The sequence below is a fragment of the Catenulispora sp. GP43 genome (genome assembly GCF_041260665.1).
GTDB lineage: Bacteria > Actinomycetota > Actinomycetes > Streptomycetales > Catenulisporaceae > Catenulispora.
Genome location: NZ_JBGCCT010000009.1, coordinates 335,976 through 360,767 on the forward strand (window position 1 = coordinate 335,976; position 24,792 = coordinate 360,767).

The window sequence follows — 24,792 nt, forward strand, 5'->3', positions numbered from 1 at the left end:
ACGCAATCGACACCCCGGAACAGACCCGAACAGGTGATCCGAGTGCCTGATCCAGGGTCCCACGCGTCCCACCTCGCCCCGTTTCGTTCCGGACATCACGTCAGCCACACGAAGGAAGGATGACCAACCATGGCCGTCTACGCAATCGGCGACGCAGTACCGGAAATCCACCCCGAGGCCTACATCCACCCGGACGCGACGGTGATCGGCCAGGTCAGCGTGGGCGCCGGCAGCACGGTGTGGCCCGGCGCGGTCCTGCGAGGCGATTACGGCCGGATCACGGTGGGCGACCGAACGTCGATCCAGGACGGCACGGTGGTGCACGCCACTGAGACCTTGCCCACAGTGATCGGTTCCGACTGTGTCGTTGGTCACATCGCGCACCTGGAGGGGTGTGTGGTGGAGGACGGGTGCCTGATCGGTTCGGGTTCCGTGGTGCTCCACCGGGCGGTGGTGCGCACGGGGGCCCTGGTGGGCGCGAACGCGGTCGTGAGCAACGGCACGGAGGTCCCCTCCCGCGCGATGGCGCTCGGCGTCCCGGCGAAGATCCGCGAGAACGCGGTCCCGGAGGGCAGCTTCGACGACGCCGTCGCGCGCTACGTGGCCAACGGCAAGCGGTACCGCGAGGAGCTGCGGCGCGTGGACTGACGCCCGGCGGGACCGGCACAGCAGGGCCCTGCCCAGGGCCCTCCGCAGTGCCGTCCACACCGCCCTCCGCAGGGCCCTGGCGCCCCTTACACGGCACGGCGGACGGCGGCGGCAGGTCCATACATACGACGACCGCCTGAAGGCCGCCTGCGCCGCCCTGTCGTCTTTTCAGTTCTCCAAGCCTCCTCGCCCGCGGCGGCAGCGCGCCGCCGGGCACCGATCCGGACCCCGGCCCTGGCCTCAAGCCCCGGAAGCCGGCGGATGACCATCCCGCACTCCTGAAACGCTCCCCCTGCGCACCTTCTCCCTCGGCGCGCTCCGGAGCGCGCCTCAGGCGATGTGCATCCGCCCCGCCATGCGCCGCAGCCGCTCCCGCTGGCTGCGCCGCTCGTGGCTCAGCAGCGAACGCACGGCGGCCTTGGCGACCGGGTTGTTCCGGACCCGCAGCGGCGCGAGCCGCTCAGCCCGCTCCATCTCGTCCAGCGCCTGGTCATAGCCGCCGTAGTAGATCCAACCGCGCGCCGCGTCCAGGTGGTGGCGGCCGCGCCGGGAGGCCGGGACACTCGGCGGGATCCGGATCTGCGAGGCCAGCTCGACGGCCCGCGCCCCGTCGCGGATCTCCACGGCCACGGCGAGCCGGTGGATCTCGACGTTCGCCGAGTAGAACTCGAGCCGGTACGGGTCGTACCCCGCGGGGACACGGGCCGCGGTCTCGGCGGCCAGGCGGATCCGCTCCCAGGCTTCGTCCTCCTTGGAGGACAGCGCCGCGGTGATCGCCGCGCGCAGTTGGAGCGAGCCCCAGATGGACGCCTGCTGCTGGTCGCGCGGCTCGCCCACCGCTTCGATCGCGCCGTCGAGCATCTGCAGCGCGTCGGGCCACAGGTCCGCTGCCCACAAGTCGCGCACCCGGAGAAAGTCGAACACCATCGGCAGGTAGGGGTCGCCGGCGCGGGACGCGGCGGCGCGGAAGCGTTCCGTGGTGAGGGTGGACAGGTCGTCGTAGCCGAGTTCGTGGGCGACCGTGTCCGCTTCTTTATACGCGCGCGCGAGCAGGCTGTGCATCCGCTCCGACTCCTCGCCCGGACTCGCCTGGTACGCCGCCGCGTGGAGCTCGCGGATGACGTTCGGCGCGGCTTCCCCGAGATCGGCGTAGCGCGCCGCCTGGCGCAGGAACGTCAGCTGCGTCACCGCGGTCTCCAGTTCCCGGCGCGACCGCGGTTCCACCGGCCAGTCCGGCGGGAGGCCGTGCCGGGCGACCACGCGCCGCAGGGCCGGGATGGCGCGGTGGCCGCGGTCCTCGGCGGGGGTGCCCGGATCGTAGGGACGTCCGGTTATTTCGTTGGGATAGACCTTCAGGACGCTCGCGGCGCGTACGATCAGCGTCACCGAGTCGAGCTCCAGGTCCCCGTTCTCGATACCCGACACCCAGCCCTGGGAGCGGCCCATCAGCTGTCCGAACTCGGCCTGGGTGAGGCCGGCGCGCCTGCGCAGACGGCGGATGCGCCCGCCGTCGGGTTCCTGATCGTAGGTGACCATGCCAAGCCCTCACAATGCGGTCATTGAGGAACATCCCGAATGCGAGTCCCATGGTCCGCCCCGGCGCGGTGGCGTTCGGGCCCGGACGGCAAAATGTCCCAGACCAGCCGGGAGGTTACCTGTGCCAGTGCTCTACCTCATCGCCTGCGGCGCCCCGCCGGCCGCTGAACTGCTGTCCCACCCCGAGGCGGTACCGGGCCTGCAGGCCGACGGCTGGACCGTGTGCGTGCTGTGCTCCCCGTCCGGGGAGCACTTCCTGGACAGCGCCGCCGTGTCGATCGCGACGGGCTACCCGGTGCGCGTGGAACCGCGTCTGCCGGGCGAACCGGACGTCCTGCCGTCCCCGGACGCGATCATGGTCGCCCCGGCGACGTTCAACACCCTCAACAAGTGGGCCCTGGGCATCTCCGACACCCTGATCCTGGGGATCCTCAACGAGTATCTGGGCGCGGGCCTGCCGATCGCGGCATCGGTGTGGGCCAAGGACGAGCTCCAGCGGCACCCGGCGTTCGACGGGCACGCGCAGCTGCTCTTCGAGAGCGGCGTCCGTTTCATCCAGCCGGACGAGGATGTCCGGCAATTCCCGTGGCGGCACCTGCGCTCGGCGATGGCAGAACTCCTGACGGAGTGAGTTCTACCGCACGGAACGCGTCCTACTGCTCGGCGAGCTTCGCCTCGACCGCGGCCACCTTCGCGGTGAGCCCGTCGGTGACACCGGCGCGGATGTCAGCCTTCAACGTCACGCTGACCCGCGGCGCCTTGGCGGCCACCGCGTCCACGGCCGCCTTCACGACCGCCATCACCTCGTCCCACTCCCCCTCGATGCTGGTGAACATCGCGTCGGTGGAGTTGGGCAGGCCGCTTTCGCGCACGACGCGCACCGCGTCCGCGACGTACTCGCTGACGCCTTCGCCGACGCCGATGGGGGTCACTGAGAACGCGACAATCATGGTTCGATCTTAGTGCCGTGAGTCACGCCCCCACCGGCAGCCACACACCGCTACCGTTCGACAGGTGACTCAAGGCGCCCCTTCGCGTTCCATCCTCAGATCGCTGGCCGTACGTCTGGGCCTCGCTTATCCGCCCGGCCAAGAAGCGCTGCCCGGCGGTTCGAGAACAGCGCGGCCCGGCCGGGTCCCGCCGCACGTCCACCAGGAGATCGACGATCTGCGTCGCCGGGTCGAGGCGCTCGAGAGCCTGGTCGGGAATCAGAACACGGATCCCCGCTAGGGCGCCGCCCTCACGCCCCCACCGGCAGCCACACCCGCACGATCAGCCCGCCCCCGGGCCGCGGCTCGGCCGCGACCCGCCCACCGTGCGCGCGCACCACGGAGCGCACTATCGACAGGCCCAGCCCGACGCCCTTGTCCTTCGGGTCGCGCGCGGCGGAGGCGCCGGAGGGCTGCGAGCCGCGCTTGAACGGCTCGAACAGCGTCTCCACCGCGTACGGCGGGACCTCCGGGCCGGTGTTGGCGACCACCAGCAGGCCGTGGCCGGGCTGGTCGTGGGAGCGGTCGTAGCTGAGCACGTCGACCCAGCCGCCGGCGCCGATGTTGTGGCGCAGCGCGTTCTGGATCAGGTTCATCGCGATGCGCTCGATGAGGATGCCGTCGCCGGAGACGAACACCTGCTGCAGCGAGGTGCGGATCGCGACCTGGCGTTCGGCCGCCTCCGGCTCGCACTGCGTCACCGAGCGGTAGGCCACCTCCGCCAGGTCGATGTCCTCGCGGTTGGTCGGCTCGTTGTCCGCCTTCGCCAGCAGCAGCAGGCCCTCGATCATGCGCTCGCTGCGCTCGTTGGTGGCCAGCAGGGTGCGGCACAGCTGCCGGGTCTGTTCGTCGGCCTCCGGATCCATCAGCGTCACTTCGAGCAGCGTGCGGTTGATCGCCAGCGGGGTGCGCAGCTCGTGCGAGGCGTTGCCGACGAACCGGCGCTGGCCCTCGAAGGCGTGGTCGAGGCGGTCCAGCATGCCGTCGAAGGTCTGGGCCAGGGTGACGAGCTCGTCGTCGGCCGGGCCCTCCATGTCGATGCGGGCGTGCAGGGCGCGGTCCGGACGGCTGGCGACCCGGCGCGCGGTGCGCGTGATCTGGTTGATCGGGCGCAGGAACCGGCCGGCCAGGAAGTAGCCGATCAGCACCGCCACCACCGCGGAGATCAGCAGCACGAAGATCAGGGGCTTGTCGATCTGGCTGAGGATCTGCTTGTTCTTCACGGAGTTGCAGTAGGCCGCCTGCCCCGGGGCGTCCCTGGGCTTCAGCACCGGACAGCCCGGCGGGTCGGCCAGGTTCTGGTTCGGGTGTGACAGGCGCCACTTGAACAGCGAGTACGCCGTGTAGACCAGCACCGCTCCGGTGAGGAACACCGCCGCGCCGTACGCGATGGTCATCCTCAGCCGTATGGTGAGCCCGCGCCGCCCGCCGCGCGCCGGTGCCGGCGCCGCCCCGACATCGCCGCCGTAGGTGCTGTCGACCGCTCCCGAATTGCCCGCCATCAGCCTTTGTATACCTTGAACGTCCTGCATCAGGGAATCCGGTATCCGGCGCCGGGGACGGTCACCACGACCGGCGGCTCACCCAGCTTGCGGCGCAGCGTCATCACCGTGACCCGCACCACGTTGGTGAACGGGTCGGCGTTCTCATCCCACGCCTTCTCCAGCAGCTGCTCAGAACTCACAGCCGCACCGTTGGCACGCATGAGCACCTCCAGTACCGCGAACTCCTTAGGGGACAACGGCACCAGCCGTCCGTCCCGCATCACCTCGCGCCGGCTCGGGTCCACGCGGATCCCCGCGCGCTCCAGCACCGGCGGCAGCGCCGGGACCGCGCGGCGGCCCAGAGCGCGGATGCGCGCGATCAGTTCCGGGAACGCGAAAGGCTTGGCGAGGTAGTCGTCGGCGCCGAGGGTCAGACCCTCCACGCGGTCCGCGACGTCGCCGGCGGCCGTCAGCATCAGGACCCGGGTCGACAGACCGCTGTGCACGATGTGCCGGCAGACGTCGTCGCCGTGCACCAGAGGCAGGTCGCGGTCCAGCACGACCACGTCGTAGTCGTTGACGGCTATGCGTTCCAGCGCGGCGTCGCCGTCATAGACGACGTCCACCGCCATGGAATCGCGGCGCAGTCCGGTGGCCACGGCATCGGCCAGCACCTGCTCGTCCTCTACGACCAGCACCCGCACAGCGCGCACTCCCTAAGTACCGGGGACAATCAACGACTCCGGCTCATCATGCCTGGTCATCGCGTAAACGCCGAGTAAGTGACAAACGTCTCATGATCACAGGGTTTTCTCAGGTGATCCAGAGTTTCCCTGGCGAAGATGCCGGGCAGAAGGCACGAAGCCCCCTAGCGTCACCCCGCAGGAGAGAAACCATGCTCGAATTCGTCACCGGCCTGACCCAGCGTATCCGCGAGACGAAGTCCCGCCTGCAAGGTGCGATGATCGCCGAGGACGTGTACGCGGTCCAGGTGGAACAGGCGGAGCTGGACAACCTGCTCCGGATCGCCGCGAACCACCACGTGGAGGTCCGCGACGACCTCCCTCGCGCTGCCTGACCGAAACCCGGCAGGAAGGCGCCGGACTCGCCCGAAACCCCTCAGGAGTCCCGCGCAGCGTCATGTCCCTCGAGAAAATCGCACAGCGCCTCGAACAGACCCTCAGCGGCCGCCACCGTCATCTCGTCGGAGGCGGCCGCTCCATATAGGCCGCCGACCTTCGCACCGGCCTCCTGTGCGATCAAAGCCCCGGCCGACAGGTCCCACGGCTTCGCGCCGCGCTCGTAGTAGGCATCCACGCGTCCGCACGCCACAGCGCACAGATCCAGCGCCGCCGAGCCGCCGCGCCGGATGTCCCGCACCCGCGGCAGCAGGTCGGCGACGATCGCGCCCTGCACCGCGCGCCGCTGGGCCGCGTATCCGAAACCGGTGGCCACGAGAGCACGCTCCAGCGGGACCGGCTTGCCCTCCGACTGCGCGCTGTACGCGCGGATCGGTTCCCCGTTGCGGTAAGCGCCATGGCCGCGCAAGGCGGTGAACGTCTCGCGCAGCATCGGGATCTCGACCACGCCGGCCACCGTCTCGCCGTCGATCTCCACGCCGATGGAGACGCCCCACAGCGGGAGCTCGTAGAGGTAGTTGACGGTGCCGTCGATGGGATCGATCACCCAGCGCACCCCGGAGGTGCCCTCGCGGTCCGAACCCTCCTCGCCGAGGATGGCGTCGTCGGGCCGTTCGGCGAGGATGCCCTCGACGATGAACTTCTCCGACCGCTGGTCCATGACGGTCACGATGTCGGTGGGGCTGGACTTGGTGTCGGCCACGCCGAGGTCGCGCGGACGTTCCCGGACCAGGATCCGTCCCGCCTCGGCGGCCAGCCGCACCGCCAGCTCCAGCAGGTCCTTGGGATCGGCGTTCTCAGACATGGGCAGCCTTCCTAGTCCTCCCCCGCCACCGCGGGCAGCGGCGAGCGGGGATTGGGACAACAGTTGAGGGGACACACGTCCGGGAACGCGCGCAGCCGGCCGACGACGTTCGTCAGCGACTCGCCGCCGCTGTCCCCGCGCGCCACGGCGGCGCGCTCCAGCACCAGACGCCGCAAGGCGCCGACGAACCGCGGATCGGTCCCGACCGTGGCGGCCCGCGCCGTCGGCAGGCCGATCTCCCGCGCGGTCTCGGCGGCCTGGGTGTCCAGGTCGTAGATGACCTCCATGTGGTCGGACACGAAGCCGATCGGCGCCAGCACCGCGCCGGTCGCGCCCTGCTCCTTGATGTCGCGCAGGTGGTCGTTGACGTCCGGTTCCAGCCAGGGCGTCTGCGGCGGGCCGCTGCGCGAGCAGAAGACGAGTTCGTGCGGCAGCACCAGGCCGGTGCGCCGGCTCACGCCCTCGGCCACCATGCGCGCCACTTCCAGATGCTGCGTGACGTACGCGCCGCCGACGGGACCGGAGGTCTCGGCGTAGGTGCGCGGCAGGGAGTGCGTGACGAAAACCAGACGCGGCGCGGTACGCGCGCTCTCCGGCAGCCCGGCGACCGCCGCCGCGACGGCGTCGGCCATCGGCTCGACGAACCCGGGATCGTTGAAGTACGGCCGGATCTTGTCGAACTGGATCGAGGTCCCGGACTGCTCCAGTGCGCGCGCCAAGTCCTCGCGGTACTGCCGGCACCCGGAATATGAGGAGTAGGCGCTGGTGAACACCGCGAGTGCGCGCCGGACGCCGTCGGCCTCCATCTCGGCGAGTGTGTCGGCCAGGAAGGGGTTCCAGTTCCGGTTGCCCCAGTAGACCGGCAGCTTCAGCCCGGTGTCGGCGAAGTCCTGGCGCAGCGCGGCGATGAGGTCGCGGCACTGCGCGTTGATCGGACTGACGCCGCCGAACTCGAAGTAGTGCGCGCCGACCTCTTTGAGCCGTTCCGGCGGGATGCCGCGCCCGCGGGTCACGTTCTCCAGGAAGGGCACCACGTCCTCGGGACCTTCGGGCCCCCCGAAGGACACCAGGAGCAGGGCGTCGTACGGAGCGGTGTTCGACATGTCAGCGGGACTCCGTCACCGGTTCGCAGGGGCAGCCGTGGGGATGATGTCGAAAACGAGCGCCGCCGGGCCGGTCATCTCCAGGTGGCCGTCGGCGCGCTCGACGAAGCGCAGCCGTCCGCCGGGGACGTCCACGGTGTACTGCGTGCCGGGCTCCGCGGCGTCGCGGCGCGCGGCGGCGATCATCACCGCACAGGCGCCGGTGCCGCAGGAACGGGTCTCGCCGACTCCGCGTTCGTAGACGCGCATGGCGAGGTGGCGCGGGGCGAGGTCGGCGGCGAACTCCACGTTGACGCCCTCGGCGAAGACGCCTTCCGGCGACACCGTGGGCATCTCGTACAGGGGTCCGGCGTCGTCGGTGGAGTCCACGAAGACGACAGCGTGCGGATTCCCCATGTCGACGTCCACGGCGGCCTGCGGGGTCCCCTTCACCTCGACGGTGACCGCGCCGCGCTCGGCGGGGAACACCGGGACGCCCATGTCGACGGTCACGTCCGCGGTGTGCTCGCCGGTGGCGGTCAGCGTCACGCGCTTGATCCCACCGCGGGTACCGACCGCGAACTCCACCGGCTCGCCGACCGCGCCGCCCTTGACGAGGCCGCGCGCGGTGAGGAACAGCGCGAAGACCCGGACTCCGTTCCCGCACATCTCGGCCACGCTGCCGTCGGCGTTGCGGTAGTCCATGAAGAACTCCGCCTCCGCGGCCTGGTCCTCGTAGCCGGGCATGCCGGCGGTGCGCACCACGCGCAGCACACCGTCGGCGCCGATCCCGGCCCGGCGGTCGCACAGCGCGGCGACCTGCGCGGAGGTGACCTCCAGCGTGCCGTCCGGGTCCGGGACGATGACGAAGTCGTTCTCGGTGCCGTGCCCCTTGGTCAGCGTGGTGCGGGCCGGCAGGCCGTCAAGGATCATGCCCCGATCCTATCGAGCGCGGCCTCCACCAGGTCGGACCGGTCGTATCGCAACCAGTGGACGCGCGGGTCCCGCCGGAACCAGGAGTCCTGGCGCCGCGCGAACCGCTTGGTGGCCCGCACCGTCTCCTCCTTCGCCTGCTCCTCGGTCCACTCCCCGGCCAGGAAGCGCAGGACCTGCGCGTAGCCGAGGGCGCGGCTGGCGGTGAGGCCGTCGCGCAGGCCCTGGGGCTCCAGGTCCCGCACCTCCTGGACGAAGCCGGCGTCCCACATCCGGTCCACGCGCAGCGCGATGCGCTCGTCGAGCGCGGGGCGGTCGATGTCCAGGCCGAGGTGCACGGTGCGCGGATAGTGGTCGGTGTGCTCGGGCAGGGTCGCGGTGAAGCGGCCGCCGGTCAGCTCGATGACCTCCAGCGCGCGCACGATCCGGCGTCCGTTGGAGGGCAGGATCGTCGCGGCGGCCTGCGGGTCCTGCTCGGCCAGCCGCTGGTGCAGGACGAACGGCCCGGCCTCGGCGAGTTCGGCCTCCAGCCGCTCGCGGATCAGACCGTCGGTGCCGGGGAACTCGAACTCGTCCAGGGCCCCGCGCACGTACAGCCCGGACCCGCCGACGAACACCGGCGGCCGGCCGCGCGCGATCAGCCGGTCCGCCTCGACCCGGGACAGGGTCTGGTACTCGGCGACGTTGGCGGCGCGGGTCACCGGCCAGATGTCGAGCAGGTGGTGCGGCACGCCGCCGCGCTCGGCGACGGTCAGCTTCGCGGTGCCCACGTCCATGCCCTGGTACAGCTGCATCGAGTCGGCGTTGACCACCTCGCCGCGCAGCGCCTCGGCCAGCGCGACCCCGAGGTCGGACTTGCCGGAGGCGGTCGGGCCGACCACGGCGATCACCGGGACTTCGGCTGCGTTCATCCTGACAACTCTGCTGCGCTCACCCGAGGATTCTCCCATCCCAGCCCTGTCACGGTGCGTGATCGCCTCGGCTCGACAGGTGACGGATGCCGTGATCCACTTGGGGGAAGGTCCCCCTTCACGGAAGGAAACGCAGGCGAAATGGGCATCTTCGACGTTTTCAAGACCAAGATGAACGAGGCGGCGGAGAAGGTCTCGGACATGATGGACAAGAAGAAGGACGACGCGGACGGTCCCTCCCCCCAGGCGCCGGCCGACCCCGAGGCCGCGACCGAGGGCGAGGCGTCCACCATGGTCTCCGAAGGCGCGCCCGTGTCGTCCACCGGTGAGGCGGCGCCCGGCATCGGCGACGACGGGGCCGCGGCCCCGGGCTCGTCCGGCAGCGGGATGACGCAGAGCATCAAGGACAACGTCGCCAAGGGCGCGGACAAGGCCGGGGAGATGGCCGAGGGCGCCACCGGGAACCGTTACGACGAGAAGATCGACTCCGGGGTCCAGCAGGCGAAGGACAAGCTGGGCTGACACACCTGCGGCGCCGGTTCAGCGGCGGGCGCCGTCGGACGGGGGACGCGACACGGCCGCGGCGGCCGGAGACGGCGGCCGCGGCCGTCGCCGTGTCCGTTGCCGTATCCGTTGCCGTGTCCGTATATACGTGTACGGAGTACGGCAACCAGCGGGATCAGCGGGCGAGCCAAGTGGCCACGAAGTAGCCGACGCCGTAGGGCGCCTCGTCGTAGAGCAGGTCGGCGTCGTATTCGACGCCTGACGCGGCCGCCGCGTCGGCCAGGACCCGCCAGGCCGGAAGGCCCGCGACGTGCAGTTCGCGGGACAGCTCGGGATCGAGTCCGGCGAGGGTCCCGGTGTCCGCGGTCGCCAGAGCGCGCGCCACCAGCGCGTCGTAGGGTTCGGCGCGCTCGTCGAGGTGGCCGGGGGCCTGCGCGGTGCGGGAGGCGCTGCCGTCGCCGAGGACCAGCATCGCCTGGCGCGCGCCGCCGACCGCGGGCACCGCCGGCACCGCCGCGCCGCCGCGCTCGTCCACCATCACCGCCCGCCGCACCGGCTCGGCCGGCCGGTCGCGCAGGAGCCAGGCGGCGACCAGGAACGGCAGCGTCATCGGCACGGCGCCCCCGGCGACCGGACCCCACCGGCCGTCGACGTCCAGATCCACTCCGTAGGCACGGAAACTCCCCCGCGCAGCGACCCCGCCACCCTGCTCAGGTCCTGCCCCTACAATCAGCACTTCGTCGGCTCCGGCCGCGTACAGCCGGCCGACCGCCGTCTGGCAGGCGGAGCGCAGCGTGTCGAGGTCCGGGGCGAAACCCTGCGCGACCTCGGGCACGAGGACCGGAGGATGCGGCACGACGGCGGCGGCGATCAACACCCGTCCAGGGTAGGGCACGTGGTCGCGGCTACCGGCCGGTGCTGACACACTGGTCTGCGTAAAGTCGGAATCTGGAGGGGCCAGCGGTGGCTGGGGAACAAGACAACGGGCAGGACAGCCACGGCGCGGAGGGGATCCTAGTAGCCGGGCGGTACCGGCTCGTCGAACGGCTCGGCGCCGGCGGCATGGGCCGCGTCTGGCGGGCCCACGACGAGTCGCTGGACTGCGACGTGGCGGTCAAGGAGGTCTGGCTGCCGCCGATGCTGTCGGACTCCGAGCGCGCCGAGCGCCTGGAGCGCGCGCAGCGCGAGGCCCGCAACGCGGCCCGGATGCGCAACCACCCGCACATCGTCTCCGTGCACGACATGGTGTCCGACAAGGGGATGCCGTGGATCATCATGGACCTGATCCCCTCCCAGAACCTGATGCAGGCCGTCGAGCAGTACGGACCGCTCCCCCGGGAGCAGGTCGCCAAGATCGGCCTGGGCGTCCTGGACGCCCTCACCGCCAGCCACGCGGCCGGCATCCTGCACCGCGATGTGAAGCCGGCGAACGTACTGCTCACCACAGACGGCCGCGTCCTGCTCACCGACTTCGGCATCGCGGTCCAGGAAGCCGACCTGACCATGACGGCCTCCGGCGTCCTGATCGGCTCCCCGGAGTTCGTGGCCCCCGAGCGCGCCCGCGGCGAGGCCAGCGACGGCGCCTCCGACCTGTTCTCCCTGGGCGCGACCCTGTACTTCGCCACCGAGGGCCGCTCGCCGTTCCTGCGCGACACGGCGGTCGGCGTCCTGACGGCGATCCTGTTCGAGGAGACGGCCCCGGTCACGCGGGTGCCCGCGCTCGCGCCGCTGATCAGCGGTCTGCTGACGAAGGACCCGGCGGCACGGTGGGACGCGGCCCGGACCCGGGCGGAGCTGGAGCGGCTGAGCGGGGCCGCGAATCCTTTTGTCCCGGCGACGATGGTGGCCGGGACCAACGGCGGGAGCGGTACGCCGGGGGCGGGGACTCCCGGCGCGGGGACGCCTTACCCAGGCGCGGCTTCTTTCCCAGGCACGGCTCCTCTCTCAGGCATGGCTTCTCCCTCAGGTACAGCCTCCGCAGCGCCTCCGACGATGGCCGCGGACGCGGTCGGCCCGATGGGCGGCGGCATGCAGTCCGGCGCGCCGGGGTTCGGGATGCCCGGCGGCCTCGGCCCGGGTTCCGGCTCGCAGACTCCGTATCCGCCGCAGAACATACCCTTCGGGCCTGGTCATGGCCCTGCCCCGATCTTCCACACCGCACCGATGCCCCCTCCGAAAAAGAACACCGGGCGCAACGTCGGATTGGGCGTCGGCGCGCTGGTGGTCGTCGGCGGCGTCGTCGCGGCGATCGCACTGTCCGGCGGGAGCGGCGATAAGACACAGAACGCGAACACGGGCGCCTCGCCGACTGTGAACGGACCGAACTCCTCGCAGCCCTCACAGCCCGCACAGCCCTCGCAGCCCTCGCAGCCCTCGAACACGGCGAGCACGGGCTCGTCCACGGACCCTGCGACATGGGACTCGTCCTCGACGGACCAGACGCCGTTCACCACGGACGCGCTGTTGCCCGTGACATTTACGGACGACAAGGGCGTCGTGTATACGGCAACCAACCGATGGACCGACAAGTGCGTCAACTCTTATGAGAGTGCGCAGTTGAAGGCGATGCTGACGCAGTACAAGTGCGACACCCAAGCGATCGGTACGTACACCGACAGCGCGGGGCGCATCATGGTCGACGTGGCGGTACTCCCGCTGCCCGACGCGCAGACGGCGAAGACGGCGTTCACGAACATGCAGTCCAAGAAGGCGTTCACGGTCGAGGACTGGGGCATCTGGTGTCCCAAGAGCGGCCCGGGCGCCGACATTTGCACGTCCAACAAGAACACCGGCAACGCCCAGCAGTACGGCTACATCCAGCCGGACCACCGGTACCTGATCCACGCGGTGTCGCTTTACGCGAACCTCACGTCGGACCAGTCCGCACAGTCCTGGCTCCAGCCGGCCGCCACCAGCGCGGCGAAGCAGGGCGGACCGCAGGTCGCGGTGCAGTAACTCGAGATAGCAGGGACCTGATGACGAGGGAGGGCGGGGCCTTGTCCGTGCAGCGTGGGGATCTGGTCGCCGGAAGGTACCGGACCGGCGAGCCGCTGGGACCGGCGTGGCGGGCGCACGACGAGACTGGCGGCACCGAAGTGGTGCTGATTCCGGTCGCGGCACCGGCGAACACCAGCGACGGCGACGGCGCCGACGGGAACGGGAACACCGACAGCGCCGAGGCGCCCGGCACCCTGGAAACCGCCGACGCCCTGAACACCGACCGCTGGCGCGACCGCCGCGGCGTCCTCCCGGTGACCGGCACCGCGACCGGCGACGCGGGCGCCTGGCTGGTGGCCGAACCGATAGCGGCCCGCACCCTGACCGAAGCCGTCGCCCAATGGGGCGCCCTCCCCGCCGAACAGGTCCTCCTGATCGCGGCCGGCGCCATGACCGCCCTGTCGGCATCGGGCCCCCGCATCGCCGCCACCGCGGACCACATCCTCCTCACCGACGACGGCCAGGTCCTCCTCCTCCCGATCGAGACGCACCAGAACGACCTGGCCACCCTCGGCACCTCCCTGCACCTGGCAGCCGAAGGCCACCCCGACGAACCCGCGGACCCACCGCACCAGCCGACCCTCGCCACCCTGATCAACGCCCTCCGCCACCAGGAAACCGACCGCGACACCACCCTGGACCGCACCTTCGCGGAACTGTCCCGCCTCGGCGCCCCCCTCGACACCGCCCACGGCGCCGACACCCTGAACGAGGCGAAGGCGGCGAGCGACGCGGCGGCCGACACCGACACGCCCGATGAGGCGGACGCGAACGACGCCACGCAGGCGATGTCGCCCGCCGACCTGCTCGACGAGGACGATGCGACCGAGAACGAGGAAGCCGAACAGGCAGCTGAGGCCAGCACACCCGACGAGACAGACGCGGACGCGACACACGTGACCGAGGCCTCCGACACCAACGACGCCACCCAGCCGATGTCGCCCGCCGACCTGCTCGACGAGGACGACACCGCCGAGGGCAACGACGGAGAAGCCGAACAGGCGGTCGCGGCGCCAGACAGCGAGAGCGGCACCAGCGCCAGCGACGATGTCGATGCCGATGCCGATGCCCCCCAGCAAGTCCCGGCACCGGACAGCGACAACAGCGACGACACCACCCGCCAAGTCCCCGTCGTCGCAGCCACCGACGCCGACGCGACCCAGCAGATCCCAGCACCCAACGCCGACACGAGCGACGCCCCCACCGACGCCACTCAGCAAGTCCCGGCACCCGACAGCGGCAACAGCGACGACACCACTCGCCAAGTGCCGGTGGTCGCAGCCGCAACCGCCGACGCCGACTCCACAATCACCCGCCCCGTCCCCGTCGTCGCAGCCGCGTCGGCCGCCGACGCAATCCCCGAGGCCTCCACCCAGGAGATCGCCTCCCCCGACGACTCGGCGACCCGCGCGCTGCCCATCCCGGCGGCCGCGCTCTCCGAGCCCGCTCCCGGGCCGGTGCCGTCGGCGCCTCCGGGGGGCAACCCCTTCGTCGCGCCGACGCAGGTCGCCGATGCCGTGCCGCCGCAGCCGGCCGCCGCGCCCGGGCCCGTGCCCGCGCCGACCCAGGCCGCCGCCGCGGTGCCGCCCGGCGGCGCGCCGAACCCGTGGCTGCAAACGCCGCAGCAGCCTCAGGCTCAGCCCCAGGTTCAGCCCCAGCCCCAACCCCAGCAAGGCGCCTGGCAGCAAAGCGGCCCCGGCCCGCAGCCACAACCCCAGCCCGGCCCCTGGGGCCCCGGCCCCAACCAGCCCCCGTACCCGCCCAACCAGCCGCTCTACTTCCCGCAGCAGGGGCCACCGCCCGGCAAGGGCAACGGCGGCAAGACCGCGGCGATCATCGTCGGTGCGGTGGCCGCCGTGGCCGCGGTGGTGTCGCTGGTCGTGCTCGCCACGCGGAGCAACGGCGGCGGGTCCTCCGACACGCTCGGCACCGCCGGGCACTCCTCGGCTTCGTCGTCGGCGGGGCCGACCGGGCCGACGTCGGTGCCCGGGACCAACTTCCCGACCGGCTCCTCGACGTCGAGTTCGGACGACTCCGCACCGACCGACAACGCGAGCGACAGCTCCAGCAGCGACGGCTCCGACACCGCGAGCAGCACCGACTCGCCGCCGGCCCTGACCTCGACGCCGTTCGACCCGAACTCGCTCAACGCCTTCCAGACCGACAAGACGCCGCTGGAGCTCGACGCGCTGGTGCCGCAGAGCTTCACCGACGACAAGGGCGTGCACTACACGCTCAAGGCCGGCAGCGTGCAGCCCTGCGTGCAGACCGACATGTCCTCGAACATGCAGGACATCCTGACCTCCAACAGCTGCAGCAAGGAGATCGCGGCCAGCTTCGTCGACGACAGCGGCCAGTACCTGGTCTCCGTCAAGGTCCTCCCGCTGCCGGACCAGCACACCGCGACCACGGTCTACAACGACCTCGCGCAGCAGTCCGCCGCCGACTTCGGCATCTGGTGCCCGGGCAGCGGCCCCGGCTCGACGACCTGCCAGGGCGACTACCAGTCGGCCACCATCAAGCAGTACCGCGAGCAGCAGCACCGCTACATCATCCTGTCGGTGGCGCTGGCCGTGAACCACTCGCAATCCAGCAGCATCGCGCCCTGGCTGGACGCCGCCGCGAAGAAGGCCGTGGACACCGCCGGCCCGGTCAACTGGTCCGGAAACCAGTAGCCGGAAGCCAGTAGCCGGGCAAGATACAGACGAAGGCCCCTGCGAAATGATCGCAGGGGCCTTCAACAGCAACAGGGTCAGCAGACCCCGCAGGCGTTCTCCGCCTCGGGCTGCGCAGCCGGCTTGCCGATCGACGGCATCCCCAGGGTCACCGCCGCCTTGCGCCGCTCGGACTCCGGCTGCTCCTGCCGGGCCTGCCACGCGTCGCCGGACCGGGTGCGTCGCAGGGCCTTGATGGCGCTCCCGCCGTCCGCGCCGTCGGCGTTCAGGTGGTGCGGCGCCGCGTACGTGATCTCCACCGAGACCATGTCCCCGGGGCGCGGCAGATCGGCGGCCGGGGTCTGGCCCACCGCGAAGTGGACGAGCCGGTTGTCCGGAGCCCGCCCCGACATCCGCCGCGTCTCCCCGTCCTTGCGCCCCTCGCCCTCGGCGACCAGCAGCTCGACGGTCCGCCCGACCTGCTTCTTGTTCTCCTCCCAGGAGATCTCCTCCTGCAGCGCGACCAACCGCTCGTACCGCGCCTGCACGACCTCCTTCGGCACCTGTTCCTCCATCGTGGCCGCGGGCGTCCCGGGCCGCTTGGAGTACTGGAACGTGAAAGCGGCCGAGAAACGCGCCTCGCGCACGACGTGCATCGTCTGCTCGAAGTCCTCCTCGGTCTCCCCGGGGAAGCCGACGATGATGTCGGTGGTGATCGCCGCGTCGGGCATGGCGGCGCGCACCCGCTCGATGATGCCCAGGTACCGGTCCTGCCGGTAGGAGCGGCGCATCGCCCGCAGCACGGTGTCGGAGCCGGACTGCAGCGGCATGTGCAGCTGCGGCATGACGTTCGGCGTCTCGGCCATCGCCGCGATCACGTCGTCGGTGAAGTCCCGGGGATGCGGCGAGGTGAAGCGCACCCGCTCCAGCCCCTCGATCTGGCCGCACGCGCGCAGCAGCTTCGCGAAGGCCTCCCGGTCCCCGAACTCCGACCCGTACGCGTTGACGTTCTGCCCCAGCAGCGTCACCTCGCACACGCCCTCGGCCACCAGCGCCTCGATCTCCGACAGGATCTCGCCCGGCCGCCGGTCCTTCTCCTTGCCCCGCAGCGCGGGCACGATGCAGAAGGTACAGGTGTTGTTGCACCCGACCGACACGCTGACCCAGGCCGCGTAAGCGGACTCGCGCCGCGTCGGCAGCGTGGAGGGGAAGACGTCCAGCGACTCCAGGATCTCCACCTGGGCCTCGTCCTGCACCCGGGCCCGCTCCAGCAACACCGGCAACGCCCCGATGTTGTGCGTCCCGAACACCACGTCCACCCACGGCGCGCGCCGCGTGATCTCCCCGCGGTCCTTCTGCGCCAGGCAGCCGCCGACCGCGATCCGCATCCCGGGCCGCCCCGCCTTCACCGAGGCCAGGTGCCCGAGGTTCCCGTAGAGCCGGTTGTCGGCGTTCTCCCGCACCGCGCAGGTGTTGAGCACCACCACGTCCGCCTCGCTGGCACCGTCGGACGCACGCACGTAGCCGGCGTCCTCGAGCAGGCCGGAGAGGCGTTCGGAGTCGTGGACGTTCATCTGGCAGCCGTAGGTGCGGACGATGTATGTCTTGTCGGTCGCGGTGTCGGGCATGGCTACAAGGATAGGACCCCCGGACGCGGGGTCCGGCCGTTAAAGGGAGGGTCCGGCCGTCAAAGACGGTTCGGCGGTCCCGGATCGCCAATGGTGACGATCTCGGCGCGCGCGACGGACCTGGCCAGGTCGGCGATCCGCTCGCGCTCCTCGGGCGTTTCACACCCCTCGACGGCGATCCGGCACGCGGCCAGGAAGCGCGGGCGCAGGGCGACCCACGCGTCGTACGCGGCCATGCGATCCGGGTTGGCTTCGCCGCGCTCGAAGGCGTCCGAGAAGTCATAGAACAAGCCCGGTTGGGCCTGGTACCAGGCTTTCAAGGAGCAAAGCCGCTCCACATAAGTGCCGGTCTCGAGATAGCCGATCAGCGCCTCGTGGAGCTCGTGCCGACCGATGGCGGCCACGATCGGCATGATCAAGTACTGGTTGAAGCTCGCGTGCGGGTCGTGGGCGACCAGGTGGAAGAGCGCGTCGCGGTGGTTCCGCACCTCGTGGGGGGCTTGCGTCAAAGCCTTGGCCAGCCTGCCCCGTTTGATGGTGCAGCGCCTATGGCGCGCGTAATCCGGGCGGTCGGCCATATCCGGCAGGTCGCCGATCTGCCACTCGGGGCTGATCAGGGCGAGCTGCGCGTCGAGCAAGGACTCGAATTCCGCGTAGATCTCCGCCAACTCCGGCATACCCACCAAGGTAGGCCCGGCGGCCTTGATCAGGTCCGCTCGAAGAAGACCCAGTACTGCTGGAGGTGCGGCGGGATCTCGCTCCCGGGGTACGGCGTCCGCTCCGCGAACCCGCGCGACCGGTAGAGCCGCTGGGCGTCGGCCATGAAGCGCACCGTGTCGAGCCGCACGGTCTGTGCCCCCATCCGTGTGGCCTCGTCGAGCAGCCGGTCGAGCAGCCGCGATCCCACGCGCTGACCACGGCTCTCCGGGACCACGTACATGCGCTTCACCTCGACGACCCCGGGCTCCAGCGTGCGCAGCCCCGCCACGCCGACCAGCGTGCCGGATTCCTGGTCCTGGGCCGCGAACAGGGCTTTCGCCGGGTCGTGGTACTCCTCCAGGGAGTCGCGCAGGGTCGAGACGTCGGTCGGCGAGTCCTCGATGCCGAACGTCGTGTGGAGCTCCTGCAGAGCGGTGGTGATGTAGTCGGTCAGGAGCTTCGCGATCTCATCGGCCTCGGTGGCGAGGTCGGCGCGTCGGACGGTGATCGTCATGGATATGGACAATAGCGGTATGGCACCGGCACCTCACTTGGACCAGGACGCCCTCCAGACCCTCCACCGGACGATCGCTGCCCGCGTCGAGCGCGGCGAGCTGCCCGGCGCGGTGACGCTCGTGGCCCGCGTCGGCGACAGCGACGACAGCGACAGCGGCGAGCAGGTCGACATCGCCGCCTTCGGCGAGACGGCACCCGGCTCCGGCCACCCGATGGCCCGCGACACCCCCTTCCGCATCACCTCGATGACCAAGCCGATCGTCGCCGCCGCCGTGCTGGCCATGGTCGACGCCGGCGTGCTGGAGCTCGACGCGCCGGTGGACCCGTACCTGCCCGAGCTCGCCGATCGCAGGGTCCTGAAGCGGCTGGCCGGCCCGCTCGACCAGACCGTGCCCGCCGAGCGCCCGATCACCGTCCGCGACCTGCTCACCTTCCGCCTCGGCCTCGGCATGAACGGCGCGCCGCCGGCCATCGACCCGCCGATCCCGATCAACCTCGCGGCCGAGGAGCGCGGCCTGGTTCTCGCGCAGCCGGAGCCGCGTGCCCGGCACGCCCCGGACGAGTGGCTGCGCCTGTTCGGCGAGCTCCCGCTGCTGGAGCAGCCCGGGACTCGCTGGCGCTACAACGTCGGTTCGCTCGTGCAGGGCGTCCTGCTGGCGCGTGCGGCCGGCGCGCCGCTCGAAGACGTCGTCGAGGAGCACATCCTCGGCCCGCTGGGTATGACCGCCACCGGTTTCAGCGTCCCCGAGGAGCAGGCACGCAGGCTTCCCGCCTACTACGCGACCGACTTCACCACCGGGAAGCTGACCCGGCAGCCGGCCGACCCCTGGCAGACCTGGGCGAAACCCGCCGTCTTCCCCTCCGGCGCGGCCGGGCTGATCAGCACCCTCGACGACTACTACGCGTTCGCCCGCATGCTCCTGCGCCGCGGCGAACACGAAGGCCGCCGAGTCCTCTCCGCAGAGTCGGTCACGCTGATGACCACCAACCAGCTGACCCCGGACCAGGTCGCCGAAGCCCCCTTCCCCCTCGACGGCGCCGGCTGGGGAATGGGCATGTCGGTCACCGCCGAAGGCCGCTACGGCTGGGACGGCGGCTGGGGCACCTCCTGGTGCAACGACCCGGACCTCGGCCTCTGCTCGATCTTCCTGTCGCAGACCACTGATGTGATCTTCAACGGCACCACGGCCGAGTTCGACGCCCTGGCCCGGCAAGCCGCCGTCTGACCGCCGCCGAATCCCGAGACCAAGGAACCCGATGAGCACCGCTTCCCTCACCGAAGCCGACGTCAAATCCGCCGCCGACCGCGTCGCCGGCCGAATCCGCCGCGTCACCGTCGCCCCGGCCGACGCCGACGCCCTTCCCGGCACCGGCACCGGCACACTCTGGCTGGCCTGCGAATTCATGCAGCACGGCGGCTCCTTCAAAGCCCGCGGCGCCCTCAACCTCGCCCTGCACCACCTCGAGAACGGCACCATGCCCGCCGAGGGCATCGCCATCGCCTCCGGCGGCAACGCCGGGATCGCCGCCGCCTGGGCCGGCCGCGCCGCCGGCATCAAGGTCACCGTCTTCCTCCCGGCGACCGCGCCGGCCGTGAAGATCGGGAAGCTCCGGGCGCTCGGTGCCGACGTCCGCCTGGAAGGCACCGTCTACGCACACGCCCTCGAAGCCTCCGTCCGGCACGCCGAAGCCACCGGCGCCCTGCTCTCCCATGCCTACGACCACCCGCTGATCGCCGCCGGCGCCGGGACCTGCGCCGCCGAGTTCCGCGAGCAGGTCCCGGACCTCGACACGATCATCGTCGCCGTCGGAGGAGGCGGGCTGTTCTCCGGCACCGCCGCCGCGATGTTCCCGCACGGCGTCCGCGTCGTCGCCGTCGAGCCCGAGAACTGCCGCGCGCTCAACGCGGCCCTGGAGGCCGGAGGCCCGACCGACGTCGACGTGGACTCCGTCGCGGCCGATTCCCTCGGCGCGCGCCGCGTCTCTCAGATGGCCTACCAGCTGGCGACGGATCCGCTCGCGGCCTCCGTCCTGGTCACCGACGACCAGATCGTCGCGGCGCGCACCGCGCTCTGGGAGCACCGGCGGGTTCTGGTGGAACACGGCGCCGCGGCCGCACTAGCCGCGGTGCTGTCCGGGCGGTACTCCCCCAGCGAGGGCGAACGGATCGGTGTCGTGCTCTGCGGCGCGAACACCGATCCGTCCGACCTGTCCCACTGAATCAGAGGGCTGTCACTGCACGATCGACCACACGAACGTGGCCGTACCCGACACCCCCGCTCCGTCGGTGGCGGTAGCGGTCACCGTGTAGGTCCCCAGCGTGGTTCCGGTGCCGGAGATCGTTCCGTTGCCGCTGATGCTGATGCCCGGCGGCAGTCCGGTCGCGGTGTAGGTGAGCGTCGCGGCCGTGTTGGAGTCGACGCCCTGCATCTGGAACGACACCCCGGCACCCTTCGGGCTGCTGTACCCGAACGGGTTCACGACGCCGACCGTCTCCGCGCCCGGCACCCCCGAGTTGGGCGTGACGTTCGCGCTGACCGCCGTGTTCGCCAACGACACCCCGGCGTAGGCGGCACCAGCGGCCACCTGGCCGGTCAACGTGTGCGCCAGCGATGTGGAACCGGTCAGGGGCAGGTTGTTGGAGGCATCCCCGACGCGGATGGCGTATGCGCCGGCTTGGGCCTCCCACTGGTTGTCAGTGGCCGACCACGAGGCCAGGTTGTGAATGGTCAACGGGAAGCTGACCGTGGTGCTCTGCCCCGGGTTGAGCATCACGCGCTGGAACCCGGCCAGCTGGTTCGGCGGATCCTGGCTGGCCGCCGGGTCCCCGACGTACATCTGGGCCACCTCCGCGCCGGCCACCGAGCCGGTGTTGGTCACCGTCGCGGTCACCGTGGCCTGGCCGTTGGCGTTGAACCCGCCGACGGACAGGTTGGAGAAGGAGAACTTCGTGTAGGACAGGCCGAACCCGAACGGGAAGGCCGGGGTGATGTTCTGCGACTGGTACCAGCGGTAGCCGATGTTCACACCCTCGCTGTAGACCGGGCCGGTCGGGGTGCCGGGCCACTGCGCCGTGGTCTGCGCCGGGACCTGGCTGAGCGAGGACGGGAACGTCACCGGCAGCTTGCCGGAGGGGTTCGCCGTGCCGAAGATCAGCGAGGCCACCGCCGCGCCGGTCTCCTGGCCGCCGTACCAGTTCTCGAAGACGCCGGCGACCGAGTTCAGCCACGGCATGACCACCGGCGAACCGCTGTTGACCACCACGATGGTGTTCGGGTTCACCGCGGCCACGTCCGCGATCATCGTCTCGTCGGCGGCGGACACGTCGAGCGTCTGCAGGTCGCTCTCCTCGCCCTCGGGGGCGCTGACGAAGACGATCGCGTACGTCGCGGCCTGCGCCGCGGCCACCGCCTGCGGGATGTTCGTTGTCCCGTTGTCGTCGCCGGGGGTGTAGGTGACCTTCATGTTCGGCCCGACCGCGTTCTGGATGCCGGTGATCGGCCAGACCGTGTTCGAGCTGTCGACCCCGCCGCTGCCGCCGCCGGCGAGCTCGACCGCGGCGCCGCCGTCGGTGCCGAGCACGGCGATGGACTTGGCGGTGGTCGGGTTCGGGTTCAGCGGCAGCAGTCCGTTGTTCTTCAGTAGGACCGTGCCCTCCTGGCCCAGTTGCAGCGCGGTCTGCTGGTGCGCCGCGTTCGTGACCGTGGCGGACAGCGAGCCGCTCGCCGGGTTGTCGAACACGCCGAACGCGAACAGCTGGGTCAGGATCCTGGCCACGATGGAGTTCAGGGTGCTCTGGTCGAACTGGCCGGCGGCCAGCGCGTTGCCCAGGTTGGTCGCGTAGGAGTTGAACGGCATCGCGATGTCCAGGCCGCCGTTGGCGTCGGCGACCGCCGGGCCCGCGGCGCCCCAGTCGGAGACCACGAAGCCGCCGTAGTTCGCCTGGGTGTCCAGACCGTTGCGGAGCATCGGGGCACTCGCGCACGACGAGGCACCGTTGACCACGGCGTAGGAGCACATGAACGAGGCCGGTGCGGACTGCGCGATCGAGTCCTGGAACGGAGCCAGATACAGCTCCTGCATCGCCTGCGTGCCCACGATCTCGTTGTTGCCGCCGTTCGGGTACTGCTCCTGGTCGTAGGCGGCCACGTGCTTCACGTCGGCCATCACGCCCTGGCTCTGCAAGCCCTTCACCTCGGCGGAGGTGATCTGGCCGGCCAGGAACGGGTCCTCGCCGTAGGTCTCGTAGGTCCGGCCCCAGCGCGGGTCGCGCACCAGGTTGGTGGTCGGGCCGAGCGAGACGGTGACGCCCTTGCCGGCGAACTCGGCGCCCTTGGCCGTGCCCTCCTGCTGGATCAGCCCCGGGTCCCAGGTGGCCGCCGCGGACTCCCCGTCGGGGAACGCGGTCACGCCGCCGTTGCCGTCACCGACCCCGGACGGTCCGTCCTCCATGTTGATCTGCGGGATGCACAGGTTGGGGACGCCCGCGACGTGGCCGATGTAGTTGGTCGTGCCGTCGCCGGCGACCAGGGTCAGCTCCTCGGACTGGTTCATGGTGTTCAGCACCTGCTGGACGCGCTGCGCGACCGGCGCGGTGGAACCGACCCAGGGGCAGACCCCGTTGCCGCCGTTGCCGTTGCCTCCGGTCACCGGCGGGGTGCTGGTCAGGCCGTAGACGTCGAACTCCAGGATCGAGTAGCCCCACTGGGTGGCGCGGGCCGTGCCGTACATCCGGACGTAGCGGTCGGTCGTGGAGACCGGGAACGTCTGGTGGCCGCCGGTGCCGGTGGTCGTGGAGTAGACGGTCGTCCAGGTCGCGTTGTCGTTGGAGACCTGGATCTGGAAGGCCGAGGCGTACGCGTTCTCCCACAGGATGCCGATGCTGCAGATCTGCTGCTGCGTCCCGAGGTCCACGTCCAGCCACTGCGGGTCGCTGTACGCGCTCTCCCAGCGGGTGCCCGGGTCGCCGTCGGTGGCGGCGGAGGCCGGGTTGCCGGTGGTGGAGTAGACCGAGGAAGCCGTGGTCGGCTGGTCCATCGCCAGGTCCTGCGTGCCGCAGTACTGGTTCGGGCCGGGTCCGCCGCCCGAGCCCTGGACGAAGGACAGGAAGTGGATGTTGAAGCCGGCCGCGTCCTGCTTCACGGTCAGCGTCTGCGCCCCGGCCGGCAGCGTGATACTGGCCGTGACCGTGGTGAACGTCCCGTAGCCGCCGGTGTTCGGCACCGCGACGGCGCCGGTCAGGTTGGCGCCGGAAGCGTTTTCGATGTGCAGCGCGTCGGTGAGCGCCCCTGGTGCGGCCACCCGGAAGCTGACTGTGTAGACGCCGCTGGTGGCCACCTGGACCGTGTAGTGGAACCACTGCCCGGCGCCGGTCCAGCCCATGTCATAGGCGCCGCCGGCAGGACTCGTGTCCTGCGTGTCGGGCGTGTTCTCCAGGTCGACCCCGTCGGCGCGGTAGCTGTTGGCCGTGCCGTTGGTCGCCGTCACGTTGTAGGCGACGCCCTGGCCGCCGGTGTCGTAGTTCGCGATCTGGACCGTGCCGGGAACCGGCGCGGGCGCCCCGCCGAACGGCTTGTCCCCGCCGCCACCGCTCGTGGTGAGGGTGAAGGCCATGTTGTGGAAGTTCCAGCCGTTCGTGTCCTGCTTCACCGTCAGCGTCTGGGTGCCGGCCGGGAGGGTGAGGCTCGCGGTGACCGTCGTCCAGGTCTCGTAGCCGCCGGTGTTGGGGACGGCGACGGAGCCGGTCAGGTTGGTCCCGGAGGCGTCCGCGATGTGCAGCGCGTCGGCGATGCCATACGGCGAGGACAGCCGGAAGGCGACGCTGTACGTACCAGCCGTGGCAACGCTGACCGTGTAGTCGAACCACTGCCCGGGCGTCGTCCAGCCCATGTCATAGGCACCGCCCGCGGGGCTGGTGCCCAAGGTGTCGGCGGTGGTCTCCAGATCGATCCCGTCGGCGCGGTAGCTGTTGGCCGAGCCGTTGGTGGAGGACACGTTGTAGGCGACACCCTGGCCGCCGGTGTCGTAGTTCGCGGCCTCGACCAGGCCCGGCAGGGCCACGGGGGTCCCGCCGAACGGCGTGCCGGCGGCCGCGCTCGCCTGACTCGGCAAGCCGGCCAGCGACGCGGCGAACAACGCCCCCGCCGCCAGCAGGGTACGCACTACCGGTCGTGGTCGGCCGCGCGAGGGCGTCGACCCGCGCGCAAGTTTGAGGAGCCTCATTGCAGTCCCTTCAGTCCTCTGAGTCGCACAGATGGCAGGGAGGGC

22 protein-coding genes are annotated in these 24,792 nt (G+C 71.0%); 9 read left to right on the plus strand and 13 right to left on the minus strand.

The genetic code is table 11. The annotated features are described in order from the left end of the window. Positions 1-129: 129 nt before the first annotated feature. Positions 130-648: a gamma carbonic anhydrase family protein gene (locus ABH926_RS20910; RefSeq protein ID WP_370367362.1), complete on the plus strand. Its 519-nt coding sequence runs from the start codon at positions 130-132 to the stop codon at positions 646-648. A gap of 330 nt (positions 649-978) precedes the next feature. On the opposite strand, the gene ABH926_RS20915 is transcribed toward ABH926_RS20910, so the two are convergent. After that, positions 979-2,184 carry a helix-turn-helix domain-containing protein gene (locus ABH926_RS20915; RefSeq protein ID WP_370367363.1) on the minus strand — a complete coding sequence of 402 codons (1,206 nt, stop codon included), beginning with the start codon at positions 2,182-2,184 and terminating at the stop codon, positions 979-981. A 121-nt stretch (positions 2,185-2,305) separates the two neighbouring features. Here ABH926_RS20915 and ABH926_RS20920 point away from each other — a divergent pair, with 121 nt between their 5' ends. After that, positions 2,306-2,815, plus strand: coding sequence for a flavoprotein (locus ABH926_RS20920; protein ID WP_370367364.1), 510 nt, complete (start codon positions 2,306-2,308; stop codon positions 2,813-2,815). A gap of 22 nt (positions 2,816-2,837) precedes the next feature. Here the strand turns inward: ABH926_RS20920 and ABH926_RS20925 are convergent, their stop codons facing one another. Next, on the minus strand, positions 2,838-3,134 hold the full coding sequence (locus ABH926_RS20925; RefSeq protein WP_370367365.1) for an MTH1187 family thiamine-binding protein: 297 nt from the start codon (positions 3,132-3,134) through the stop codon (positions 2,838-2,840). 64 nt (positions 3,135-3,198) lie between these two features. On the opposite strand from ABH926_RS20925, the gene ABH926_RS20930 reads away from it, so the two are divergent. Then, the gene (locus tag ABH926_RS20930; RefSeq protein WP_370367366.1) at positions 3,199-3,414 is read left to right on the plus strand and encodes a hypothetical protein; all 216 of its coding nucleotides are present in this window, start codon (positions 3,199-3,201) and stop codon (positions 3,412-3,414) included. Positions 3,415-3,424: 10 nt separating this feature from the next. On the opposite strand, the gene ABH926_RS20935 is transcribed toward ABH926_RS20930, so the two are convergent. Together ABH926_RS20935 and ABH926_RS20940 are read right to left on the minus strand one after the other, a co-directional pair. Next, positions 3,425-4,675 (minus strand): sensor histidine kinase, encoded by a 1,251-nt coding sequence (locus tag ABH926_RS20935; protein WP_370367367.1) that lies wholly within the window; start codon positions 4,673-4,675, stop codon positions 3,425-3,427. A 29-nt stretch (positions 4,676-4,704) separates the two neighbouring features. After that, complete coding sequence (locus ABH926_RS20940; RefSeq protein ID WP_370367368.1) at positions 4,705-5,361, minus strand: response regulator transcription factor; 657 nt, start codon at positions 5,359-5,361, stop codon at positions 4,705-4,707. A 191-nt stretch (positions 5,362-5,552) separates the two neighbouring features. On the opposite strand from ABH926_RS20940, the gene ABH926_RS20945 reads away from it, so the two are divergent. Continuing rightward, complete coding sequence (locus ABH926_RS20945; RefSeq protein WP_012785841.1) at positions 5,553-5,735, plus strand: hypothetical protein; 183 nt, start codon at positions 5,553-5,555, stop codon at positions 5,733-5,735. 41 nt (positions 5,736-5,776) lie between these two features. Here the strand turns inward: ABH926_RS20945 and ABH926_RS20950 are convergent, their stop codons facing one another. Genes ABH926_RS20950 through miaA form a run of 4 tightly spaced genes read right to left on the minus strand, consistent with a single transcriptional unit; the run spans position 5,777 to position 9,527 of the window. Next, positions 5,777-6,601, minus strand: coding sequence for an inositol monophosphatase family protein (locus ABH926_RS20950; RefSeq protein ID WP_370367369.1), 825 nt, complete (start codon positions 6,599-6,601; stop codon positions 5,777-5,779). Between the two features lie 11 nt (positions 6,602-6,612). Next, positions 6,613-7,704: a ferrochelatase gene (locus tag ABH926_RS20955; RefSeq protein ID WP_370367370.1), complete on the minus strand. Its 1,092-nt coding sequence runs from the start codon at positions 7,702-7,704 to the stop codon at positions 6,613-6,615. A gap of 15 nt (positions 7,705-7,719) precedes the next feature. Further along, entirely contained in the window at positions 7,720-8,616 is an 897-nt protein-coding gene (dapF, locus tag ABH926_RS20960) for a diaminopimelate epimerase (protein WP_370367371.1), read from the minus strand. Continuing rightward, a complete protein-coding gene (miaA, locus tag ABH926_RS20965) occupies positions 8,613-9,527 on the minus strand; it encodes a tRNA (adenosine(37)-N6)-dimethylallyltransferase MiaA (RefSeq protein WP_370367372.1) in 915 nt (304 codons plus the stop codon). The genes dapF and miaA overlap by 4 nt, the downstream gene beginning before the upstream one ends. A 141-nt stretch (positions 9,528-9,668) precedes the next feature. Here miaA and ABH926_RS20970 point away from each other — a divergent pair, with 141 nt between their 5' ends. Beyond that, positions 9,669-10,049 carry an antitoxin gene (locus ABH926_RS20970; RefSeq protein ID WP_370367373.1) on the plus strand — a complete coding sequence of 127 codons (381 nt, stop codon included), beginning with the start codon at positions 9,669-9,671 and terminating at the stop codon, positions 10,047-10,049. Between the two features lie 157 nt (positions 10,050-10,206). On the opposite strand, the gene ABH926_RS20975 is transcribed toward ABH926_RS20970, so the two are convergent. Continuing rightward, the gene (locus ABH926_RS20975; RefSeq protein ID WP_370367374.1) at positions 10,207-10,908 is read right to left on the minus strand and encodes a hypothetical protein; all 702 of its coding nucleotides are present in this window, start codon (positions 10,906-10,908) and stop codon (positions 10,207-10,209) included. A gap of 86 nt (positions 10,909-10,994) precedes the next feature. Here ABH926_RS20975 and ABH926_RS20980 point away from each other — a divergent pair, with 86 nt between their 5' ends. Both ABH926_RS20980 and ABH926_RS20985 read left to right on the plus strand, forming a co-directional pair. Next, the gene (locus ABH926_RS20980; RefSeq protein WP_370367375.1) at positions 10,995-12,986 is read left to right on the plus strand and encodes a protein kinase; all 1,992 of its coding nucleotides are present in this window, start codon (positions 10,995-10,997) and stop codon (positions 12,984-12,986) included. 41 nt (positions 12,987-13,027) lie between these two features. After that, entirely contained in the window at positions 13,028-15,703 is a 2,676-nt protein-coding gene (locus ABH926_RS20985; RefSeq protein ID WP_370367376.1) for a hypothetical protein, read from the plus strand. 77 nt (positions 15,704-15,780) lie between these two features. Here the strand turns inward: ABH926_RS20985 and miaB are convergent, their stop codons facing one another. The 3 genes from miaB to ABH926_RS21000 are packed head-to-tail and all read right to left on the minus strand — an operon-like array spanning position 15,781 to position 18,523. After that, entirely contained in the window at positions 15,781-17,310 is a 1,530-nt protein-coding gene (gene miaB, locus ABH926_RS20990; RefSeq protein ID WP_370367377.1) for a tRNA (N6-isopentenyl adenosine(37)-C2)-methylthiotransferase MiaB, read from the minus strand. Between the two features lie 59 nt (positions 17,311-17,369). Further along, positions 17,370-17,987, minus strand: coding sequence for a hypothetical protein (locus ABH926_RS20995; protein ID WP_370367378.1), 618 nt, complete (start codon positions 17,985-17,987; stop codon positions 17,370-17,372). 29 nt (positions 17,988-18,016) lie between these two features. Beyond that, positions 18,017-18,523: a GNAT family N-acetyltransferase gene (locus ABH926_RS21000; RefSeq protein ID WP_370367379.1), complete on the minus strand. Its 507-nt coding sequence runs from the start codon at positions 18,521-18,523 to the stop codon at positions 18,017-18,019. A gap of 19 nt (positions 18,524-18,542) precedes the next feature. Here ABH926_RS21000 and ABH926_RS21005 point away from each other — a divergent pair, with 19 nt between their 5' ends. Both ABH926_RS21005 and ABH926_RS21010 read left to right on the plus strand, forming a co-directional pair. Next, positions 18,543-19,751, plus strand: coding sequence for a serine hydrolase domain-containing protein (locus tag ABH926_RS21005; RefSeq protein ID WP_370367380.1), 1,209 nt, complete (start codon positions 18,543-18,545; stop codon positions 19,749-19,751). A 31-nt stretch (positions 19,752-19,782) separates the two neighbouring features. Continuing rightward, positions 19,783-20,745 carry a threonine/serine dehydratase gene (locus ABH926_RS21010; protein ID WP_370367381.1) on the plus strand — a complete coding sequence of 321 codons (963 nt, stop codon included), beginning with the start codon at positions 19,783-19,785 and terminating at the stop codon, positions 20,743-20,745. Positions 20,746-20,757: 12 nt separating this feature from the next. Here ABH926_RS21010 and ABH926_RS21015 read toward each other — a convergent pair whose 3' ends face one another. After that, positions 20,758-24,687 carry a glycoside hydrolase family 3 C-terminal domain-containing protein gene (locus ABH926_RS21015; protein ID WP_370367382.1) on the minus strand — a complete coding sequence of 1,310 codons (3,930 nt, stop codon included), beginning with the start codon at positions 24,685-24,687 and terminating at the stop codon, positions 20,758-20,760. Positions 24,688-24,792 lie beyond the last annotated feature (105 nt).

Excerpts from the sequence above, each read along its gene's own strand:
- ABH926_RS20915 (WP_370367363.1), bottom strand. The coding sequence starts at position 2,184 with ATGGTCACCTACGATCAGGAACCCGACGGCGGGCGCATCCGCCGTCTG.
- ABH926_RS20950 (WP_370367369.1), bottom strand. The coding sequence starts at position 6,601 with ATGTCTGAGAACGCCGATCCCAAGGACCTGCTGGAGCTGGCGGTGCGG.
- ABH926_RS20995 (WP_370367378.1), bottom strand. The coding sequence starts at position 17,987 with ATGCCGGAGTTGGCGGAGATCTACGCGGAATTCGAGTCCTTGCTCGAC.
- miaA (WP_370367372.1), bottom strand. The coding sequence starts at position 9,527 with ATGAACGCAGCCGAAGTCCCGGTGATCGCCGTGGTCGGCCCGACCGCC.
- ABH926_RS21010 (WP_370367381.1), top strand. The coding sequence starts at position 19,783 with ATGAGCACCGCTTCCCTCACCGAAGCCGACGTCAAATCCGCCGCCGAC.
- ABH926_RS20935 (WP_370367367.1), bottom strand. The coding sequence starts at position 4,675 with ATGGCGGGCAATTCGGGAGCGGTCGACAGCACCTACGGCGGCGATGTC.
- ABH926_RS21005 (WP_370367380.1), top strand. The coding sequence starts at position 18,543 with ATGGCACCGGCACCTCACTTGGACCAGGACGCCCTCCAGACCCTCCAC.
- miaB (WP_370367377.1), bottom strand. The coding sequence starts at position 17,310 with ATGCCCGACACCGCGACCGACAAGACATACATCGTCCGCACCTACGGC.
- ABH926_RS20955 (WP_370367370.1), bottom strand. The coding sequence starts at position 7,704 with ATGTCGAACACCGCTCCGTACGACGCCCTGCTCCTGGTGTCCTTCGGG.
- dapF (WP_370367371.1), bottom strand. The coding sequence starts at position 8,616 with ATGATCCTTGACGGCCTGCCGGCCCGCACCACGCTGACCAAGGGGCAC.
- ABH926_RS20945 (WP_012785841.1), top strand. The coding sequence starts at position 5,553 with ATGCTCGAATTCGTCACCGGCCTGACCCAGCGTATCCGCGAGACGAAG.
- ABH926_RS21000 (WP_370367379.1), bottom strand. The coding sequence starts at position 18,523 with ATGACGATCACCGTCCGACGCGCCGACCTCGCCACCGAGGCCGATGAG.
- ABH926_RS20925 (WP_370367365.1), bottom strand. The coding sequence starts at position 3,134 with ATGATTGTCGCGTTCTCAGTGACCCCCATCGGCGTCGGCGAAGGCGTC.
- ABH926_RS20910 (WP_370367362.1), top strand. The coding sequence starts at position 130 with ATGGCCGTCTACGCAATCGGCGACGCAGTACCGGAAATCCACCCCGAG.
- ABH926_RS20970 (WP_370367373.1), top strand. The coding sequence starts at position 9,669 with ATGGGCATCTTCGACGTTTTCAAGACCAAGATGAACGAGGCGGCGGAG.